Source organism: Pseudoalteromonas qingdaonensis, from assembly GCF_038739665.1.
GTDB lineage: Bacteria > Pseudomonadota > Gammaproteobacteria > Enterobacterales > Alteromonadaceae > Pseudoalteromonas > Pseudoalteromonas qingdaonensis.
Window position 1 is genome coordinate 248,904 of record NZ_JBCGCU010000002.1, and the last position, 20,854, is coordinate 269,757.

A 20,854-nucleotide genomic window follows, 5' to 3' on the forward strand; every position below is an offset into this window, starting at 1 on the left:
CATTTAGCCGAGCTCACCAAGTGGGCTTGGCTCTTTGATTCAATTTCCTATTTTTGGCGCATATTTATATGAAGTACTTGCTTAGTTGGGCAACCTTGCTTTTGTCGCTGCATGTTGTAGCTCAAACAACACCTCAGCCCGCTTATCGTGCCGAGCAGGCAACACAAACACTTTTCACCGACATTACCGCCACCGCCGAGCGCGTGGTTGCTGTTGGCCAACATGGCACCATAGTGATCAGTGAAGATGCACAGCAGTGGCAACAGGCACAATCCCCCGTAGACGTGTTACTGACCTCGGTGTTCTTTATTGATAACAACCAAGGTTGGGCCTGTGGCCATGACGCTACCATCTTAAATACCCAGGACGGTGGGCAAAGCTGGCAAGTTCAGCAGTTTTTACCTGAGCTTGATAAGCCTTGCTTGGATATTACCTTTATGGATGCGCAGCAGGGCATAGCCGTGGGTGCATACGGTATGTATTTTGTAACCGAGGACGGTGGCCAAAGTTGGCAAAAGCGCTTCCTCGATAGCTTGTTGTTTGCCGAAGATCGCGACTATTTAAATGAGCTAAAAGCCGAAGACCCAGAAGGCTATGAAAGTGAAACAGCCTCTATTTTGCCGCACTTTAACCGCATTGCCACAACCAGCAAGGGCTTATACATAGTGGGTGAAATGGGCCTGATAGCGCACAGCAGTGATGGTGGTCAAACCTGGCAGCGTGAAGACGAAATCTATCACGGTTCGTTTTTTGATATTACCGAAATGGCCGATAAGCTTTATGTAGCTGGCTTACGTGGTAATGCTTTTAGTTATAGCGAAGAAGAGGGTTGGCAACAGCTGATGGCCAATGAGCAAGCGACCATGAACAGCATAATGACGACTGCCGACAAGCAGCTGTATATTTTCGGCAACTCGGCGGTGATCTACCATCTGGATGATGCTAGCAGCATGCAATTGCAAAGTGAGCAACTTAGTGATGGTAAAGCCATTTTAAACGGGGTGCAGTTCAAGGGGCAATTGATACTGGCCACCGAAGCTGGGATCCAAAGCAAGGAGTTTAACTAGTCATGCAAATTATAGTGGAAGCATTAGAGCGTAGTTTATTCCGCCATCGCATGTGGGTGATCATGGCCTTTGTATTGGCCACACTAGCCCTGGCTTTTCAGGCTACCCAGCTTAAACTCGACGCCTCATTTAATAAAAACATCCCCCTTAACCATGAATATATGAAGGTGTACACCAAGCATGAGAAGCAATTTGGTGGCGCCAACAGCATATTAATTTCCGTTTGTGATGCCGGTGGTGACATCTTTAATGAAGAGTTTTTTACTCAGTTAAAGTCGGTGCACGATCAGCTTTACTTTATTCCCGGCGTGAACCGTCCTTTAGTTAACTCTATCTTCTCACCAAGCGCGCGCTTTGTTGAGGTGGTTGAAGACGGCTTTAGCGGCGGCCCAATCATTCCCGCAAACTTTCGTCCCGATGAGCGTGGCTTAGCGCGGGTAAAAGAGAATATAGAAAAGGCCAAGGTAGTAGGGCGCATGATAGCGTCTGATTATTCCTGTGCCATGGTCAGTGCCCAGCTGATGGAGTTTGACCCACAAACCGGTGAAAAGCTCGATACCTTGGCCATAGCCGAGCAGCTTGAAAGCAAAATCCGTGACGACCTAAGCACGGACAATGTAAGCATCCATATTATCGGCTTTGCGAAAATGGCCGGTGATATCGCCGATGGTGCTAAGGGCGTATTGCTCTTCTTTGCCCTTGCCATAGTGATCACCTTTATTATGGTGTGGCTGTTCTGTAAAAGCTTTAAGCTGACCCTGTTGCCAATTGTCTGCTCCTTTATCGCCGTGGTCTGGCAGCTTGGTTTGCTCTCAACCCTGGGCTTTGGTCTGGATCCCATGTCGATTCTGGTGCCGTTTTTGGTTTTTGCCATAGGCGTGAGCCACGGCGTACAAATGATCAATGATATTGCCAAAAAAGTACAACTGGGCAGCAGCGCTAAAAATGCTGCGGAGTCGAGCTTTAAGGCCTTGATGATCCCAGGTGGTATCGCCTTGCTATCAGATACTGTGGGCTTTTTAACCCTGCTCGCCATCGACATCGGCATTATTCGTGAGTTGGCCATTACCGCAAGTTTAGGGGTGGCGGTGATCATCTTCACCAACCTGGTGTTGCTACCCGTGGTAGCTTCTTATTTGAATGTGAGCAACCTGCATGTGCTTTCAGCGGATAATAGAAATAAAGGTGCGCTGTTTAAAGTACGTGAGTTACTGGTTTGTGCCACAGATAGAAAAAATGCCGCCATTATCCTTATTTGTACGGCGCTGCTTTTTGCCTTCGGTTATTGGCAATCACAAAAGATGCATATCGGCGACTTACATGCAGGCGCGCCGGCGCTGCACGAAGATGCCCGCTATAACCAGGATACCTTCTTGATCTCCGATAGATACGAGATCTCCTCGGATATCCTTAAGGTGATAGTGGAGGCTTATCCAGCGGCTTGTACCGAGCACGATGTGATGGAGCGTATTCGTCAATTCCAGTGGCGCATTGAAAACGTCCCTGGGGTGCAAAGCAGTGTGTCTCTTGCCAGTGTGGCGCAGGCGGTCAACGCCGGTTACAACGAAGGCAATCTAAAATGGCAAACCCTGCCGCGCAATACCGCATCCCTGGTGCAGGCGTCGTCGCGGGTGGAAACAAGCTCAGGCCTGCTTAATGGCGATTGCTCTGTGATGCCAGTGATCATCTTTATGAAAGACCATAAGGCGCAAAGCATAGATCAGGTAGTGGCAAGGGTGAAGGAAGTGGGCGCCGAGTTTGGCACCGACAAGCTGCAATTCCGTTTGGCCTCAGGTCCTATCGGTGTAATGGCGGCCACTAATGAGTCCGTATCCGAAGCGCAAACGCCCATGATGCTGTATGTCTATGGTGCTGTGATAGCCCTGTGCCTAGTCAGCTTCCGCTCGGTGCGCGCGACCATAGCCGTGGTTCTGCCTCTGTATATAGTATCGACCCTGGCGCAGGCGCTGATGGTGGCATTGGAAATCGGCCTGACTGTGTCGACCTTGCCGGTTATCGCCCTGGGTGTAGGTATAGGTGTTGATTATGGTATTTATATCCTCTCCTCCAAGATGATCCAGCTTAAGCAGGGCCTCAGTGTCAGTCAGGCTTATCGTAATGCCTTGGTTGAGCGCGGCAGTGCTGTGCTATTTACCGGTATTACTTTGGCGGTGGGTGTAAGTACTTGGATTTTCTCGGCGCTGAAGTTTCAGGTCGATATGGGCATCTTATTGACCTTTATGTTCCTGGTAAACATGATAGGTGCCTTGCTTATAATTCCAGCAATCAGTGCTTTCTTGTGGTCTGACCAGAAAAAATAATGTTAAAGTGTGTTAACGGAAATGGCCGGTCGCGGCCATTTCCATCTATATTTTGTGAATAATGCGTCAAAGCGCTGAAATCATTGGTCTGATTTCATCGAAAAGGCTGTTTATTAGCTGCAAAAGGGTTAGAATCACCCCGGCTCCACGCTATTCAGTCACCCGTTCACAAGACGGTATAGATTAAGGAACACACAATGACACAAAATGACGGTCACGCTAGCGTTATTCTGAATAACGTCAGCAAGCTTATTAAGAGCAAAGTTAATCCAGACAAGGTGTCACTCGTCGACAAATTTGCTCATGCTTTATACAGCAACATGTCGGCTGAGGACCTAGTACACAGAAATGACAGTGACCTCTACGGGGCAGCGCTTAGTCTTTGGAACTCCCTAGAGGGAAACAAGGGCGACGAAGCGGTGATCCGTGTAATTAACCCTGAAGTAGCTAAACACGGTTGGCAATCCTCTCACACCATCGTTGAAATCATAGCTAAGGACATGCCATTTTTGGTGGACTCAGTGCGCATGTCACTGAATCGTGCCAATATAGCTTCGCACCTTTTGCTACATACGCCGTTAAAAATTCAGCGCGATAACGATGGCGCCATCATCAATCTTTCGAACCTAAAAGCCTCGCAAGAGTCGAACTCGACGAAAACAGTGTTCTTTATTGAGATTGACCGTCAAACCGATGAAGGCGAAATCAATGCCTTTAAAGCCGAGCTTGAGTCGGTGCTAAACGATGTCTCACTGGCAGTAGAAGACTGGCAGCCAATTCGCAGCAAGTTACTTGAAGTGATCAAAGACTTGCCAAAGCGTCCACACAATGTGGATGCGATTGAGCTTAATGAAACCATGGAGTTTCTTGAGTGGCTGGCCAGCGATAACTTTACCTTTATGGGTTACCGTCAATACCAGCTGACGCCGGTAAAGGGTGACCATCAGCTTAAGGGCGTGGAAGGCTCAAGCCTGGGTCTGATGAAGAACTCAGATGAAAACCATGTTCGCTTACTGTCAGACATGCCAGAAATCGCTCGCAAAGAAGCGCGCAGCAGCAACCTTTTGGTATTGACTAAAACAAACTCAATTTCCCGAGTACACCGTCCGGCGCACACCGACTATATCGGCATCAAGCGTTTCGATAAAGACGGCAACGTAGTGGGTGAAGACCGTTTTATTGGTTTGTTCTCATCGAGCTTCTACAATAACAGCGCCGCCGATGTGCCGGTGTTGAAGTCGAAGATCCGCCAGGTACTCGATATGAGTGATTTCGCTGCGGGCACACACGCCTATAAAGCGGTACTCAATTTTCTTGAAACCTATCCTCGTGACGAACTAGTGCAAGCGCGCGAAAGCGAACTGCTTGATGTGGCCATGGGCGTATTGCAAATTCAAGAACGTGATATGTGTCGTCTGTTCGTGCGCAAAGATACCTATGGTCGTTTCTTCTCGTGCATGGTGTATGTACCGCGTGAGCGTTATAACACAGCGCTGCGCCGCGAAACTCAGCAAATTCTTGCAGAAGCCTTTGGCTCGAACGACAAAGTGGCCTTTACCACTTATTTCTCAGAATCAAACCTTGCTCGTACTCACTACACAGTGCGCGTGCAAGACGACAATGTAGATTACGACGTGAAAGAAATCGAAAACAATTTAGTAGAAGCTGCCCGCACTTGGGAAGATAAACTGCAATCGGCATTACTTGGTAGCAATGGCGAAGCCCGTGGTAACGAACTTAACCGCAAATACGCTAATGCGTTTGCCAGCGCCTACAAAGACCAGGTACTGCCTAGCGCTGCCGTGGTTGATATCGAAAAGCTAGAGTTGCTTGATGACGAAAACAAGCTGGAAATGCTGTTCTACCGTCCACAAGAAGAAGCAAATTCAAACATAGTTCGCCTGTCTTTGTTCCATAAAGATGAGCCTATTCACCTGTCTGATGTTATGCCGATGTTGGAAAACTTTGGTCTGCGCGTTATCGGTGAAACGCCGTACGCGGTGAAAACATCTGATGGCCAGGTAAACTGGATCATGGACTTCTCCATGTTGCTAAGCAGCAAAGAAGTAGCGGACTTCGACAAGGTTTCTGCCCGTTTCCAAAAAGCCCTAACGGATGTTTGGAACAACCGTTTGGAAGACGACGGCTTTAACCGCCTGGTATTGGTTGGTGGCCTGGCAGGTCGTGAAGCATCAATCCTGCGCGCCTATGCCAAGTATATGCGTCAAATCGGTGTCACTTTCTCGCAAAGCTACATCGAAAGCACCTTTGCCAACTACCCGGACATCGCCACGCAAATCGTTAAACTATTTGCTAAGAAGTTCTCGGTTAAGGCGCCTGGCACAGATAAAGCCCTTGAGAAGCTGATTGCGCAAATTTACGAAGCCCTTGAAAACGTAGCTAACCTGGATGATGACCGTATCATTCGCTTGTACGTTGATATGATCAAGGCAACCTTGCGTACCAACTACTACCAAAAAGCGGAAGATGGTCTGTTTAAGTCTTACATCTCATTCAAGGTTAAGCCAAGCTTGATCCCGGATGTACCACTGCCGCTTCCTGCGTTTGAAATCTTTGTTTATTCACCGCGCGTTGAAGGTGTTCACCTACGTGGTGGTAAGGTTGCTCGTGGTGGTCTACGTTGGTCAGACCGTCGTGAAGACTTCCGTACCGAAGTATTGGGTCTGGTTAAGGCGCAGCAGGTTAAGAACACGGTTATCGTACCTGTTGGTTCTAAAGGTGGCTTCGTTTGTAAGCAACTACCGAGTGAGCGCGAAGCCTTCTTCAAAGAAGGTCAAGAATGCTACAAGATCTTTATCCGCGGTCTACTTGATATCACAGACAACATAGTTCTTGGCGAAATTGTTGCCCCTGTTGATGTAACTCGTCACGATGAAGACGACCCGTACTTGGTTGTTGCTGCCGATAAGGGCACCGCGACCTTCTCTGATATCGCTAACGGTATCGCACAAGAGTACAATTTCTGGCTAGGCGATGCCTTTGCCTCGGGTGGCTCTGTGGGTTATGACCACAAGAAGATGGGTATTACCGCAAGAGGTGCTTGGGAGTCGGTGAAACGTCACTTCCGTGAAATCGGTATTGATTGTCAAAACACAGACTTTACCGCTATTGCTATCGGTGATATGGCCGGTGACGTATTCGGTAACGGTATGTTGCTATCTAAGCACACGCGCTTACAAGCGGCATTTAACCATATGCACATCTTTATCGACCCGAATCCGGACGCAGCCACGTCTTGGGAAGAGCGCAAGCGCTTATTCGAGATGCCGCGTTCAAGCTGGGAAGATTACAACAGCGAATTGATCTCTCAAGGCGGTGGTATCTTTAACCGTAGCGCCAAGTCAATCACTTTGACCCCAGAGATCAAGAAGATGATCGGCACCAAGAAGGCGGCGATGACGCCAAATGAGCTTATCAAAGCCATTCTTATGATGCCTGTAGACCTGCTATGGAACGGTGGTATCGGTACTTATATCAAGTCTAAGTCTGAAACCGACACAGACGTAGGTGATCGCGCTAACGATGCGCTTCGTATCAACGGCGGCGAGCTGGGTGCGAAGATCTTCGGTGAAGGTGGTAACCTGGGTGCGACGCAATTGGGTCGTATTGAGTTCGCTGCTAAAGGCGGACGTATCAACACCGACTTTACCGATAACGTAGGTGGTGTAGCCTGTTCGGATAACGAAGTTAATATCAAGATCTTGCTTAACTCTCTAGTAGTTGAAGGCGACTTGACTAAGAAACAGCGTGACGAATTGCTTTATGCGATGACAGACGAAGTAGCACAACTGGTACTGAAAGACTGTTATCGTCAAACGCAGACCATTTCTGTGACTCAGTTAAAAGGCGCGTCAACGCTTAAAGAAAAAGTACGCTTTATCCACGCTCTTGAAAAAGAAGGCAAGCTGGATCGCGTTATCGAATTCTTACCAAGCGATGAAGAGCTGGCAGAGCGCGCGGCATCAGGTAAAGACCTGACTCGTCCTGAGCTATCTGTATTGGTGTCGTACGCGAAAATGGTACTTAAAGAAACTCTGGTAACAGACGAAGTATCGGAAAACCCATACTACCGCCAGTTGTTGGTGCAGTCTTTCCCTGTGCCACTGCGCGAGCGTTTCAATGCGGCCATGGACAACCACCCGCTACGCAGAGAAATCATCGCTACCAAGTTGGCTAACAACATAGTTAACGACATGGGTCTTAACTTTATGGTACGTATGCACGAAGAAACCGGTGCCTCGGATGCTGAAATTGCCCTGTGCTACAGCATTGCCCGCGAAATCTTCGGCTTGCCAGCAACCTGGAGCGAGATCAGTGCCTTGGACAACCAGGTTGATGCAGCGGTGCAAACAGAAATGTTGTATCAGCTTCGTCGTACCGTACGTCGTGCCACGCGTTGGTTCCTACGTCATCGCAACAAGGCCTTGACCATTGAGCAGAGCATCGAGCACTTCGCACCTTGCTTTAAAGATCTGACCGACAACCTGCACAGCTACATGGTGAGCGCAGAGAGCGAGCAGATCCGCAAAAACGCAACCGCGTTGGCAGACAAGGGCGTTCCGGCGCAACTGGCCATGCGTATTGTATCGCTTTCAAGCCTGTTCTCAGCAATGGACCTGGCGGAAGTGGCAACGCAAAGCAAGCGTTCAACTGCAATCGTTTCAAGCACTTACTTCAAGCTGGGTGCGCGTATGGGTCTACACTGGTTCCTAACGCAGATCACCAATCAGCCGGTACAAAACCACTGGCAAGCCCTTGCTCGTGCCTCGTACCGCGAAGAGCTGGATTGGCAGCAGCGTACCTTGACCGATGTTGTACTACGCAGCTTCGATGACAAGGAACAGGATGTTGATGCGCAAATCGACGCCTGGATGGACGCAAACGATGCCTTATTGCACCGTTGGCAGCAGATGCTAAGCGAATTCAAGACCTCACAAAGTCATGATTTTGCGAAGTTCTCTGTAGCCCTGCGTGAGCTGATGTTACTTGCACATAACTGTGATCAACGTAACTAAGCTCTCTGTTAATAAGCAGTAAAACTCTGTAGAATACCCCGGCCTTTGGCTGGGGTATTTTTTTCTAGGGGGATCCATGTTTTACGAATTAGCACGCCGTTTTATGTTCACCAAGGACGCGGAATGGGCGCATGATTTTGCGCTAAACAACTTACGTCGCTTTGCCAACACGCCATTGTCTATGGCCTGGTCGCAAAACGTGGTCGATAAGCCAACGGAATTTCTTGGCCTGGAATTTAAAAACCCTGTGGGTTTGGCCGCCGGTCTGGATAAAAACGCCGAATGTATCGATGCCTTTGCGCAAATGGGCTTTGGCTTTATTGAAGTCGGCACGGTAACGCCACGACCGCAAGCCGGTAACGATAAGCCGCGTATTTTCCGTCTGCCAGAGCAGCATGCGGTGATCAACCGTATGGGCTTTAACAACAAGGGCGTAGATAACCTGGTTGCCAACGTTAAGGCGTCAAACTATCGCGGCATCCTGGGTATTAATATCGGTAAGAACAAGGACACGCCAAACGAGCAGGGCAAGGATGACTACATCCACTGTATGGGTAAGGTGTTCGAGCACGCCTCATATATCACGGTGAATATTTCTTCACCGAACACCCCGGGTCTGCGTGATCTGCAGTACGGTGAGGCGCTGGACGATCTACTCTCAAGTTTGAAAAACGAACAGCTAGATCTTATTGCCAAGCACAATAAACAGGTGCCCATGCTGGTGAAGGTAGCCCCAGATCTTGATCAGGTGCAGGTAGAGCAGGTGACCCATTCTTTATTAAACAACAAGATAGATGGCGTTATTGCCACCAATACCACCTTAGATCGCACCGCGGTGCAGGGCCTGCAGTATGCGGATGAAGCTGGTGGCTTGTCTGGTCGTCCTGTGCGTGCCAAATCTTTAGAGGTGATCAAGGAGATCAAGCGTATTTCCAATGGTCATCTGCCTATTATCGGTGTTGGCGGTATCGATAGCGCTGAAGCGGCCAAAGAGAAACTCAATAGCGGCGCGGACTTAGTGCAGGTTTACACCGGATTTATCTACGAAGGACCGGCGCTGGTTAAACGGATCTTAAGCAGCTTATAAGGATCCGCTATGAATACGGACGATCCCTCGTAAAATATTATTAGAATTAATTTTACAGGGGATCGCCAAGCGCTATAATCCAAAGTTATAAGCATTGATTTTATTGGCTTTAATTTAGATTAAATCGAGGAAGGGATGTTACAGGCACAACAAGATTGGCAATGGCAAGTATGCGAAGAGCGCAATGCACTGTTACTCGACATGGGTGACATGGAGTTTTGTACGCCGTATAAAAGCCGCCAGTTGATTGATGAAGCCTTTACCCAGCCTAAGTTTAATTTGCGCGATGCCGAGTTCTATCAGCAGGTGTGCCAGTACCTAAGTGGTTTTTCGCTGTGGAATGATGCCCATATCTGTCAAATTGCCCTTAACGCCACCGCGGTTAAACACTACCTTAAACCCATGCTGGCAAAAAGCTGGTTCTTTGCCCCCTATACTGGCGGCCAAGCCAATCACGAAGCCGTGGTACAGCTCACTTCTTCTCAGCAAAGCGGACAATTCCTGATTGTTGACTGCGCCGAGCAAGCAAGTGTGTGCCTATGTCTTGAGCCCAGCTTCGCCCTTGATGAAAATTTACAGCTGCAACAGTTTGCTGTGATCAAGGTGCTAAACGACCGTATCACACCGATTTTCTCCGCCCAGGGACAACAAAAAAGCGCCTAAGACAAAGGGGTTGTGATACAATCTCGGGGAATTTACGAGATAGGAAAGTCACCTTGCAATTTGTCGCTTCTACATCCATTGGCATAGAACAACTGCTACAACAAGAACTCACCGAACTAGGTGCTGAAGTTACCAAACAGCGCGTTGGTGCCGTTGAGTTCAGCGCCGATAGTTTAACTGCGCAGAAGGTGTGTTTGTGCACCCGCTTGGCCACCCGCGTCATGTTGGTGTTGCAACAAGGCAGCGACATCGAAGACAAAACCTCCCTGTATAATTTTGCCCGCTTTCAGCCATGGCAGGAGTTTTTCGGCCCGGATCAATCCTTTGCGGTGGAATTTAGCGGTACTAACCGCCAGCTGAAAAACACCCAGTTCGGCGCCTTGGTGATTAAGGATGCCATTTGTGACTATTTCTATGATTTGTATGAGCGTCGTCCCAGCGTAAGCAAAGAAACGCCGGACGTACGTATGGTTGCCAAACTTAACCGCGATAAACTGACCCTGTATATCGACTATTCCGGCCCACGCCTGTCGCAACGCGGTTATCGTAGCGCTCAGGGTAAGGCACCATTAAAAGAACATCTAGCTGCGGCGCTGGTGATGCGCAGCGGCTGGCTTGATGACACCAGCAAGCCTTTATTCGACCCAACCTGTGGTTCCGGCACCTTGCTTATTGAAGCGGCCTTGATGGCTCAAAACAAGGCACCAGGCCTATCACGTGAAGGCTTTGCCTTTGAAGGCCTGCCTAGCTTCCGTGTTGCCAAATTTAAAGAGCTAAAGCAAAGCATTAAAGATCAGGTAAATGATGAGGTAAAACCTTGGCTTATCGGTCGCGATATCAACCCTCAGGTGATTAAAAAGGCGCAAGAGAATGCTACCAACGCCGGGGTGAGTGAATGTATCGACTTTGCCGTTGGCGACCTTGCAGATATGAAGGCGCCGGCGAAACGCCCAGGTGTGCTGCTGGCGAACTTGCCTTATGGTGAGCGTCTTGGCTCTATGGCGGAAATCGTCGCCCTGTATCGTCAAATGGGTCATCAGTTGAAGCAGCACTTTTGCCACTGGCGTGCAGCACTTTTGATCAGCGAGCCGGAAATGCTCAAGCTGTTTAAACTGGTAAAACACAAGCAATACAAATTTAAAAATGGCCCCCTCGATACCTTGTTGGCCCTGTACGATATTACCGAGCAGCAGACACAAGGGCAGAGTGAAAGCAAAACGCCCTTGCATTTTGAAGAGTCGGTGGCCTTCGCCAATCGCCTGAAGAAGAATCGTCAGGCTTTGAAAAAATGGCTTAAAAGCGATGAGATCAGTGCTTATCGTCTTTACGATGCGGATATCCCTGAATACAACGTTGCCGTTGATGTTTACCAAAACAGCGCAGTGATTTATGAATACGCGGCGCCAAAGAATATCGACCACAACGTCGCGCAAAAACGCCTGCAGGATGTGCTTATGCTCACCTGTGAGACCTTGCAGATTGCGCCAGGACAGGTCGCTCTGAAGGAGCGCCGTAAGCAAAAGGGCGATAGCCAGTATCAAACTCAGGGCTCCCAGGGTAAAACCATGGTGGTTACCGAGTACGGCGCTAAATTTGAAGTGAACCTGTTTGATTACCTCGACACCGGCATTTTCCTGGATCACCGTTTGGCTCGTAAACGAGTGCGTGAGCTGAGCCAGGGTAAACGCGTACTTAATCTTTTCGCCTATACCGGCACCGCATCGGTGCAGGCGGCGCTTGGCGGTGCCAAGTCGGTAACCACAGTAGATATGTCAAAAACCTATTTGCAGTGGGCGCAGCGCAACTTTGCCCTTAACAACCTGAAAAGCCCGCGTTACCGTTTTGAGCAGGGCGATTGCATTGAGTGGTTGAAACGTACCCGCGGTGAATATGATCTGATCTTCTTAGATCCGCCGACCTTCTCTAACTCGAAACGCATGCGCGAGAGCTTTGATGTGCAGCGTGATCATGTGACCCTTATCAAGGATGCGTCCAAGCTGCTGGCCAAGCAGGGCACCTTGTTATTTTCCAATAATAAGCGCGGCTTTAAGATGGATGTGGATGCCTTGGCATTACAAGGCTTGCAGTGTGAAAACATTACCGAGCAGACGCAGTCGCCAGACTTCGCCCGCAACAAGCATATTCACAATGCCTGGTTGATCCGCCATGGCTAAGGTGGTGCTCTATCATACCGATGGCTGTCATCTATGTGAGCAGGCGCAGGCATTATTGCAACAGCATCCGGATATCGAGGCCATTGAGCTGCGCGATATTATCGACCAGCCTCAGTGGCTCGAAGCGTATCAGATACGCATTCCGGTGCTGGCTTTAGCACATAACCCACAGGCCGAGCTGGGGTGGCCTTTTGACCAGCAGGCAATCAGCGAATTGATTAAGCAGTATGGACCTAATTAGAATAACAAACGGGCAACTAGCCTATGGTACGCATCCCTTACTTGACGGCGCCAATGCCGTTATCGAACAAGGCGAGCGAGTATGTGTGGTGGGCCGCAACGGCGCCGGTAAGTCGACGTTTTTAAAGGTACTAAGCGGCGATGTTTTACTCGATGATGGTGATATTAACCAGGTTGGCGAACTAAAAATTGCCCGCTTGGAGCAAGACCCCCCACGGGACAGCGACGGCACAGTATTTGACTATGTCGCCGATGGCTTACCTGCCTTGGCGCGCCTGCTAAAAGAATTCCATAACCTCAATGCCGCCTTGGCGGTTAATGCCGATGATGATAAGGCCTTGGCGCGCTTAGCCAACATTTCTGCGGAAATAGAAGCCAAAGACGGCTGGCGTTTTGAGTCCAAAATCAAGCTGGTACTGGGGCAACTACAACTGGATGCCGATGCCATGTTGGCCACCTTATCCGGTGGCTGGTTGCGTAAGGTGGCCCTGGCCAAGGCGCTGGTCGGCGAGCCTGATTTACTGCTGCTTGATGAGCCTACCAACCACCTGGATGTGGCCTCGGTGCAATGGTTAGAGCAATTCTTAAAAGAATTTAAAGGCGCCATCGTCTTTATTTCCCACGACCGTGCCTTTATCCGCGCCCTGGCGACCCGCATTCTTGACTTAGACCGTGGTCTGCTTGTCTCTTATCCCGGCGATTATGCCACTTACTTAGAGCGTAAGGCGCATGATTTAAAAGTAGAAGAGCAGCAAAACGCCGAGTTTGATAAAAAGCTTGCCGAAGAAGAAGCCTGGATCCGCCAAGGTATTAAAGCCCGTCGTACCCGTAATGAAGGGCGTGTGCGGGCGCTGAAATCTTTGCGTCAGGAGCGTAAGCAGCGTATCGAGCAAGTAGGCAAGGTGGACTTAAACATAGAAACCGCCGCTCGCTCGGGCAAACTGGTGGCCGAGGCCCAGCATTTAAGCCATGCCTTTGGTGATAAGGTCATAGTCGATGACTTTTCGACCTTGCTTATGCGCGGCGACCGCGTTGGCTTGGTTGGCCCCAATGGTGTTGGTAAAACCACCTTGTTAAAGTTGTTGTTTGGTCAATTGCAGCCAAATAGCGGCAAGCTCAAGCAAGGGGTGAATCTGGAAATCGCCTATTTCGATCAGTATCGTGCCAAGCTAGATGAAGAAGCCAGCGTTCAGGATAATGTCGCAGATGGTAAGCAGGAAGTGCAAATTGGTGGTCGCAGCCGCCATGTCCTCGGTTACCTGCAAGACTTCCTGTTTCCGCCAAAACGTGCCCGTACCCCGGTTAAGGCGCTCTCCGGCGGTGAGAAAAACCGTTTGTTATTAGCCAAGATCTTCTTAAGGCCTTCTAATGTCCTGGTGCTTGACGAACCGACCAATGATCTGGATATTGAAACCCTTGAGCTGCTTGAAGAAATCGTCAACCAGTATCAGGGCACAGTCTTGATAGTCAGCCACGACCGGGAATTTATCGATAACACCTGCTCGAGCGTCTGGGGTTTTGATGGTGAAGGTAAAATCACCGAGGTAGTAGGTGGTTACAGCGATTATGAAGTCTATAGACAGCAGATTCTAGCGGCCGAGGAAGCAGCTAAAAAACAAGCACAAAAAGCGGTTCTTGATACGCCCAAGGCAGTGAAGCAAAAATCTGCGAATAAATTGTCATATAAGCATAAACGCGAGTTAGAACAATTACCTAATCAGGTAGAAGAACTAGAAGAAGCTATTGACAGCTTGCAGCAAGAGGTCAATAGTAGTGACTTTTTTAAGCAAGACAATGAAATAACCAATGCCAAGTTGAACCTATTGGCAGAGCTTGAGTCGAAGCTTGAAGCTGCGTTCACCCGCTGGGAAGAACTCGAAGAATTACAAAATCAGTAGTAGGGAAGAAGATGAAAAAATCCTTGGTTGCATTGAGCATAGTTGCAGGCCTTAGCGCCAGCGCGCAAGCCGCGGTATATCAACTAGAAGAACTCAGTACCTTAGACACTGCAAAGCATCATTTTATCACCGACGCCAACAATAACGGTGAAGTAATAGGCCAGGCTCGTGGCATTTATAACCTGCCCATCGACGTTAGCTATATTGATTTTACCGACAGTATTATCACGCGTGCGTACGATGACTGGGAATATCGTCATTTTGAACAAATCAATAAAGAAATTACCTTTACCCTGGACGATATCGCCGGCGGCAATTTAAATGCTGATGCCTTAACCTTTATGTTGAGCTTCTTGTCATCGACCAATGGTAATGAAAACTGGCAAAAGCTTGCCGATGTAACTGCGGTAAACTTTACCCCAAGTCCGGCAGTTGAGCAGATATTACTGGATCAAACATCGACTGATTATGATGGCTACACTCGCAGTGTCAGCAACTTATATAACGCCATTAGTGAAGATGGTGTGCGCGTGGGCAGTGGCTCGGCGCCTTATAAGAAAATCGAATTTACTCCTGATGGTGAAAATGAAGAAGAAACCTACTTTGTCCGTGACTATCGCTCACGTGGCGTAGTGGTTTCACCTACAGGCGTGGTAAGTACACTTGAGCCTGTTTCTGCTCAGTACGGTGGCACCAGCATGGCTTCTGATATAGTGCAGCGCCCCGATGGTGGCTACTATGTGGTTGGTAGTGCTTCTATTGGCATCCCTGTTGATCGCCAGGAAGATTATGACGATCGTTGTGACGATAAAGATGAACCAATCGCTGTATGTATTTGGCGCATGGAGAACATAGAATCAAGTAATACACTAGGTGCCTTTTATGATCGCCGTGCCATGCTTTGGACACTGGACGCAGATTTAAATACCCTTGAAGCTAAGGAGCTTGGTCTTGGCCTGGTACCTGATGAAGATGAAGGACATGCGTTTTCTTCAGTGGCGTTGGCCGTAAACGGTCAGGGGATTGCAGTAGGCTATTCTCATGTACGCAAGCACGATAATGATAACAGTATACGCACTATGCCTGTGGTCTTTAAAAACGGTCAGGTTATTGAGCTACTAAACCAGGAAGATGGTTGGTTTAGCGGTAAAGCGGTAGCCATTAGCGAAGCCGGCATTATTACCGGATATGGCACCAAGGAAATAGACAACCGAAATACCACTAAATTTTTCTACCATGATCTCAACACAGGTCAAACCGTGTTCCCAAGCGATTACTTTGTCAGTTCAAGCTCGGTGGCCCGCGATGTAAACATCCATGGCATGATCATAGGTGAGGGTGAAGTTGATGTCGTGAATTCTTCAAGCCGTCGCCGCGAAGGCTTTATTTACAACATTGGCGATGACGCGGTTAATAATATTAATGACTTGCTTCCTTGTTATGATATCGATGGCGAAAGTAATTACCCTTACAACTTTGCCGAAGCAACAGCCATTGATGATGATGGCGTTATCTATGGTGTTGCTACTAAGAGCAAAGAAAAGCTTAATGCCCGTGGTGAAGTTGAAGTGGATGACAGCGGCAAAATTCTTTTTGAAAGCGTGGCAATGCCGGTTAAATTAAGCCGTATAGCAGGTGGCGAGATTGAAGAATGTCCACCGGAAGCGGCTGGCAGCTATGAGCGCCAAAGTGGCTCACTAGGTTGGCTGGCACTTTTGGCCTTACCTTTATTGGCATTTAGACGTCGTTTTAAGTAATTGTCTTAGTACATTAAAAAGCCCGGTAAAACCGGGCTTTTTGTTGCATGTTTTAAACCACCTGCTTAGAAATAGGCTCTGACACCTAAACGCAAGTTACGTCCAGGTAAAGGGGCTTGTTCCTTGATAAAGGAGGTATGAACAAAGCCAAGTTCATCTCCTAGGTTTTGCGCCTGCAGATAGGCAACGCCATCGAATTGACCCAGGCTAAAGTGATAATTCACCTTGAAATCTACCAGGGTGTAGGAGTCGGTTTTGGTTTCAAACGCACTGAAATCATCCTGATCAAGGTAATGGGTGGCGACTAAAGCGAAATCCCAATCCTTATAGAGATAATTTAACTGAGAGCCGACTTTTACCGCCGGGATGCGTGGCAGATGCTCGCCATCTTTGAGTTTTGCCGTAACAGAATCGGCAAAACCTTTAATTTGCCAGCTTGATGACAAGGCGTAGTGTGCATCTAGCTCAAATCCGTAGAGCTCGGCATCGCCACTGCGGTACTGATAAACAGCAAGGGCATCATCATCGGCAAACGCTGCATCGATAAAGCCAGCGTCATGGTCAAATACTAATCCGGTATTTTCCTGATAGTAGAAGTTCTCGACATCGTTATAGAAGGCGCTGAAGTTAAAACCAAAGTCGCCCACATATTTACGCCAGCTGAAATCTATATTAGTCGCGGTTTCCTGAGCTATGTTTTCGCCCTCAAAGTGCGCTTCACCGTCTTCAATATGATAGGCCAGACCCAGCTCATAGGTGCCGGTAGCAATATGGGTGCCGTTGGCAAGCAACTCACCGGTTAGCGGCGCTCGCTCTGAGCGTGACAGGCTTAAGGCCAGGGCATAACCGTCCTGGTAATTCCAAATGCCGCCTAAAGAGACACTGAGGTTAGTGTCATTGTATTCGTAGTCGCTGTGAGTGCTTTCATCTTCATGAGCATGATCATGGTCGTGGTCATGGCCGTGATCTTGAGCAATTTCACTGTCGAGTTGATAGTCCTCAACACGGGCACCTAGCTCCAGGGTCCAACGCTCAAATTCACGCTCTTCCAATAAATACAGGGCATGCATCTTGGTTTTGGTCGAAGGGGTAAAGGCTTCTTCGCCGGTTGCGCTATAGTCGGAATCACTGTAATGATAACCTAAGGTGCCATGCCAGTTACCAAAACGGTGTTTGGCGTTTAAGCGAGCCTCACGGCTGGTATTACTGAACAGGGTGCCCAGGGTGTCACCCTCGATTTCACCGTGCTCATAGTCACTGTATCCGGCGCGCAGCGTTAGGGTTTCGATAAAGCTGTCATGGAAGGAATAGCTTGCCAAGGCCTGCCAGCGGTCTTGCTGCATGCGTGCAAATACTGAACCTTCATGCTCATCATGGCTGTCATGCTCGTCTTCATGGGCATGCTCATGTTCGTGGTCATGTTCGTGATCGTGGGAATGAGCAGGAATACCATAGTCACTTTCTATGGTGCCAAAGGAAAGGCCCAGGGTCCAATGCTCGCTGACATAGCTGCTACCGATATTTACCGTGGCGCTGTCGATAAAGGTGTTGGTGACTTTGTTATGACGCTCTAGCTCGCCGTCTTCTTCAAGGGTAAAAGTAGGCGTTTCATAGTCATGGCCAACGCGGTCGCTGCCATCAACATGGACATTAAAGCCATCATGGCCTGAGGTAAATTTACCCGCATAGGTATTGGTGTTAGAAACCGTATCATGGCTGTATTCGGCAGCTCCTTGATAGCCATCGATGCGATCCGTTGGAATGCGGTTATCGACCACATTAACCACGCCGCCAATGGCGCCAGAGCCATAAAGCAAAGTAGCAGGGCCACGTAATACTTCAATTTGCTCGGCAACGATGGACTCGGTGGCTACGGCGTGATCTGGGCCGACCCGTGAGGCATCGCCACTGTCCAGGCCGTTTTGGGTGATTTTAACGCGTGGGCCGTCTAAGCCACGGATCACCGGGCTTGATGAAACAGGACCGAAATAACTGGCATTAATGCCGGGCAGGCCTTTTAAAGTTTCGCCCAAGGTTGGCTGGGCTCTGTCGCGCAGCTCATCGCCACTGAGTACGGAAACAGGCGAGACCATGTCGAGGTTGTTTTTATCTAAACCTGATGCGTAGATCACCACGGTTTCAATCGCCGCAGCGCTGAGCATGATATCCAGTTGCTGCGCATCAACGCTGACATCCAAGCGCTTATCTATATAGTTTTCCTTGCTGAAATGCAGCTGGCCAGCCTTATCTAGTTCAATGGTGAAATGACCTTGCAGATCGCTGCGCACGCTATGTTGCTTACCATGGTAGTGGATCACCACGTCACTTAAGGGTTGTTGCTGTTCATCGACGATGCGACCAGTAACTGTGCCGGCTAAGGCATTTGCCGAGCCAAGTAGGGCGGCGACGGCACAGGAAATTACGGCTGGTTTAAACATAAAGAAAATCCGTTAACTAACAATGGTGATACTATAACATTATAAAATCACGCAGCACAATAATGTTATAGTATAACTTAAATAAAATTTGCATTAGCGAGAGTAAACTATACTTAATGCTACCGAGTAGCCAGCGTAGGCATCTTTGCCATGAGCGACAGAGGACGGGTCCTTAAAGCACATTTTGCTATTGTCGATAATGTCCATCATTGTCAGCTAAACGAACACTTTACTACCTCACGTAGAAACGAAGAGCTGCTAGATCATTTTATTCTACGTCTAATCGGCTTCTGCTTGTTTGCTTATCGCCATGATCTGGTCTTGTGTGAGAGCAAGCAAAAACCACAAATTGATATTGTTGTCTATGATCTCCATGATGATTATGAACTGGTTATTGAGGTTTTTAATGACAATTGTGATGAATTAACCAAGATTTATAATCGCGCCAAGTCTTTGTATGTGATCACCACCATCCCCATTAATGATGAGCTTACTAGCTGGCAGCTGGCCCATAACCGCGCCGAGCTGATTGCCTTGGAATCGGGGTTTGTGAATGCACTGGAAGCCGTGCTAGCACGCTCTTTGCATTGGGATGTATGTGTGGAGTGGGATCAGCTGAGTATTACCACATCTGAATGCTATGTAAGCTCGCAGGTTTTGATTAGCTGGCCTTGAGTGTGGAAATTAGCCTTCATCATCGCTGGAAATAATCACGTCACCGTCCGGGGTGCTGCAGCACAGCAAAACTTCACCGTCGCGGATAAAAGCCAGCGGCTCATGGCTATACTTGACCTTTCCTTGCACCAAGACGGCCCGACAGGCACCACAAAAGCCCTCGCGACATTGATAGGCGGGAGTTTCTCCTTGGCGCTCTAAGCTATGCAGGATAGAGGGGCTATCCGATTCATGGGTTAGTGCTTTGCCGTTGAAGGTGATATTGGTCTTAGTTGCTTTGCACACGGACTATGTATTGGTATGAGGGGAAAGGGGCTCACAAGGAGCCCTTCTTATTACAGGTCGAAGTCGCCAAAGTCGTTTGCATCAACTTGCGAGTCGATTTGACCGACCAGGTAAGAGCTGATCTCTGCTTCTTGTGGTGCCACTTGAACGTTATCCGATACTAACCAAGAGTTGATCCATGGAATAGGGTTGCTCTGAGTGGCAAACTGCGCCGGTAGACCTACTGCGCTCATACGCACATTGGTGATGTATTCCACATATTGGCAAAGAATGTCTTTATTCAGACCTATCATGGAGCCGTCTTTAAACAGGTATTCTGCCCATTCTTTTTCCTGCTCGGCGGCATCGACGAACATTTGTATGGCTTGCTCACGACAATCGGCAGCGATTTCCGCCATTTGTGGGTCGTCTTTGCCTTCTTGCATAATATTCAAGATATGCTGAGTACCAGATAGGTGTAGGGCTTCGTCACGGGCGATCAACTTGATGATTTTCGCATTACCTTCCATCAGCTCGCGCTCGGCAAAGGCGAAAGAGCAAGCAAATGACACATAAAAACGAATGGCTTCAAGGATATTCACCGACATAATGGCCAGGTACAAACGCTTTTTAAGCTCGTACAAAGACACATCAACGACCTCACCATTAACCGTGTGATGGCCTTCGCCATACAGATTATAAAGTGAAGTTAGGTGAATAAGGTCATCGTAATAACGGGTAACTTCTTCGGCGCGCTCATTGATTTTATCATTGGTCACTATGTCATCGAAAATCACTTCCGGCGACTGAGTCACGTTACGAATAATATGGGTGTACGAGCGGCTGTGAATGGTTTCACTAAAGGCCCATGTTTCAATCCAGGTTTCCAGCTCAGGCAAGGAAACGATAGGCAGTAGAGCCACGTTTGGCGAGCGGCCTTGGACGCTGTCAAGCAGGGTCTGGTACTTAAGGTTGCTTAAGAAAATATGACGCTCATGCTCAGGCAGAGACTGAAAATCAACGCGGTCTTTACTAACGTCTACTTCTTCGGGGCGCCAGAAGAAAGACAGTTGTTTTTCGATCAACTTTTCAAAAATAGGGTACTTTTGCTGGTCATAGCGCGATACGTTCACCGTTTGTCCGAAAAACATCGGTTCTTTTAATTGGTCGTTACGGTTACGGCTAAAAGTGGAGTATGACATGGTCGTGGGATCTCAAAATCAGGGTCGAACAA

General features: G+C 48.6%; 13 protein-coding genes. 10 read left to right on the plus strand and 3 right to left on the minus strand.

Annotated features, from left to right (window positions below):
• The first annotated feature begins 68 nt into the window (after window positions 1–68).
• The 9 genes from WCN91_RS03205 (at window position 69) to WCN91_RS03245 (ending at window position 16,243) form a co-directional block, all read left to right on the plus strand.
• Window positions 69–1,067, plus strand: coding sequence for a YCF48-related protein (locus tag WCN91_RS03205; protein WP_342676212.1), 999 nt, complete (start codon window positions 69–71; stop codon window positions 1,065–1,067).
• Window positions 1,068–1,069: 2 nt separating this feature from the next.
• Window positions 1,070–3,388 carry an efflux RND transporter permease subunit gene (locus WCN91_RS03210; protein ID WP_342676214.1) on the plus strand — a complete coding sequence of 773 codons (2,319 nt, stop codon included), beginning with the start codon at window positions 1,070–1,072 and terminating at the stop codon, window positions 3,386–3,388.
• Window positions 3,389–3,585: 197 nt separating this feature from the next.
• Window positions 3,586–8,424 carry an NAD-glutamate dehydrogenase gene (locus tag WCN91_RS03215; protein ID WP_342676216.1) on the plus strand — a complete coding sequence of 1,613 codons (4,839 nt, stop codon included), beginning with the start codon at window positions 3,586–3,588 and terminating at the stop codon, window positions 8,422–8,424.
• Window positions 8,425–8,500: 76 nt separating this feature from the next.
• On the plus strand, window positions 8,501–9,511 hold the full coding sequence (gene pyrD, locus WCN91_RS03220; protein ID WP_342676217.1) for a quinone-dependent dihydroorotate dehydrogenase: 1,011 nt from the start codon (window positions 8,501–8,503) through the stop codon (window positions 9,509–9,511).
• A gap of 135 nt (window positions 9,512–9,646) precedes the next feature.
• Window positions 9,647–10,174, plus strand: coding sequence for a cell division protein ZapC domain-containing protein (locus tag WCN91_RS03225; RefSeq protein ID WP_342676219.1), 528 nt, complete (start codon window positions 9,647–9,649; stop codon window positions 10,172–10,174).
• Between the two features lie 53 nt (window positions 10,175–10,227).
• Window positions 10,228–12,348, plus strand: coding sequence for a bifunctional 23S rRNA (guanine(2069)-N(7))-methyltransferase RlmK/23S rRNA (guanine(2445)-N(2))-methyltransferase RlmL (gene rlmKL / locus WCN91_RS03230; RefSeq protein WP_342676222.1), 2,121 nt, complete (start codon window positions 10,228–10,230; stop codon window positions 12,346–12,348).
• On the plus strand, window positions 12,341–12,589 hold the full coding sequence (locus tag WCN91_RS03235) for a glutaredoxin family protein (protein WP_105198887.1): 249 nt from the start codon (window positions 12,341–12,343) through the stop codon (window positions 12,587–12,589). Before rlmKL ends, WCN91_RS03235 begins: the two co-directional genes overlap by 8 nt.
• Window positions 12,576–14,486, plus strand: a complete 1,911-nt coding sequence (gene uup / locus WCN91_RS03240) for an ATP-binding cassette ATPase Uup (protein WP_342676225.1) — start codon at window positions 12,576–12,578, stop codon at window positions 14,484–14,486. Before WCN91_RS03235 ends, uup begins: the two co-directional genes overlap by 14 nt.
• An 11-nt stretch (window positions 14,487–14,497) precedes the next feature.
• Entirely contained in the window at window positions 14,498–16,243 is a 1,746-nt protein-coding gene (locus WCN91_RS03245) for a DUF3466 family protein (protein WP_342676227.1), read from the plus strand.
• Window positions 16,244–16,308: 65 nt separating this feature from the next.
• Here WCN91_RS03245 and WCN91_RS03250 read toward each other — a convergent pair whose 3' ends face one another.
• Entirely contained in the window at window positions 16,309–18,681 is a 2,373-nt protein-coding gene (locus tag WCN91_RS03250; protein WP_342676228.1) for a TonB-dependent receptor, read from the minus strand.
• A 150-nt stretch (window positions 18,682–18,831) separates the two neighbouring features.
• On the opposite strand from WCN91_RS03250, the gene WCN91_RS03255 reads away from it, so the two are divergent.
• Window positions 18,832–19,356, plus strand: a complete 525-nt coding sequence (locus WCN91_RS03255; protein WP_342676230.1) for a YaeQ family protein — start codon at window positions 18,832–18,834, stop codon at window positions 19,354–19,356.
• Between the two features lie 9 nt (window positions 19,357–19,365).
• Here the strand turns inward: WCN91_RS03255 and yfaE are convergent, their stop codons facing one another.
• Together yfaE and nrdB are read right to left on the minus strand one after the other, a co-directional pair.
• On the minus strand, window positions 19,366–19,641 hold the full coding sequence (gene yfaE, locus WCN91_RS03260) for a class I ribonucleotide reductase maintenance protein YfaE (protein ID WP_425416003.1): 276 nt from the start codon (window positions 19,639–19,641) through the stop codon (window positions 19,366–19,368).
• A gap of 50 nt (window positions 19,642–19,691) precedes the next feature.
• Window positions 19,692–20,822: a class Ia ribonucleoside-diphosphate reductase subunit beta gene (gene nrdB / locus WCN91_RS03265; protein ID WP_342676232.1), complete on the minus strand. Its 1,131-nt coding sequence runs from the start codon at window positions 20,820–20,822 to the stop codon at window positions 19,692–19,694.
• Window positions 20,823–20,854: the final 32 nt, after the last annotated feature.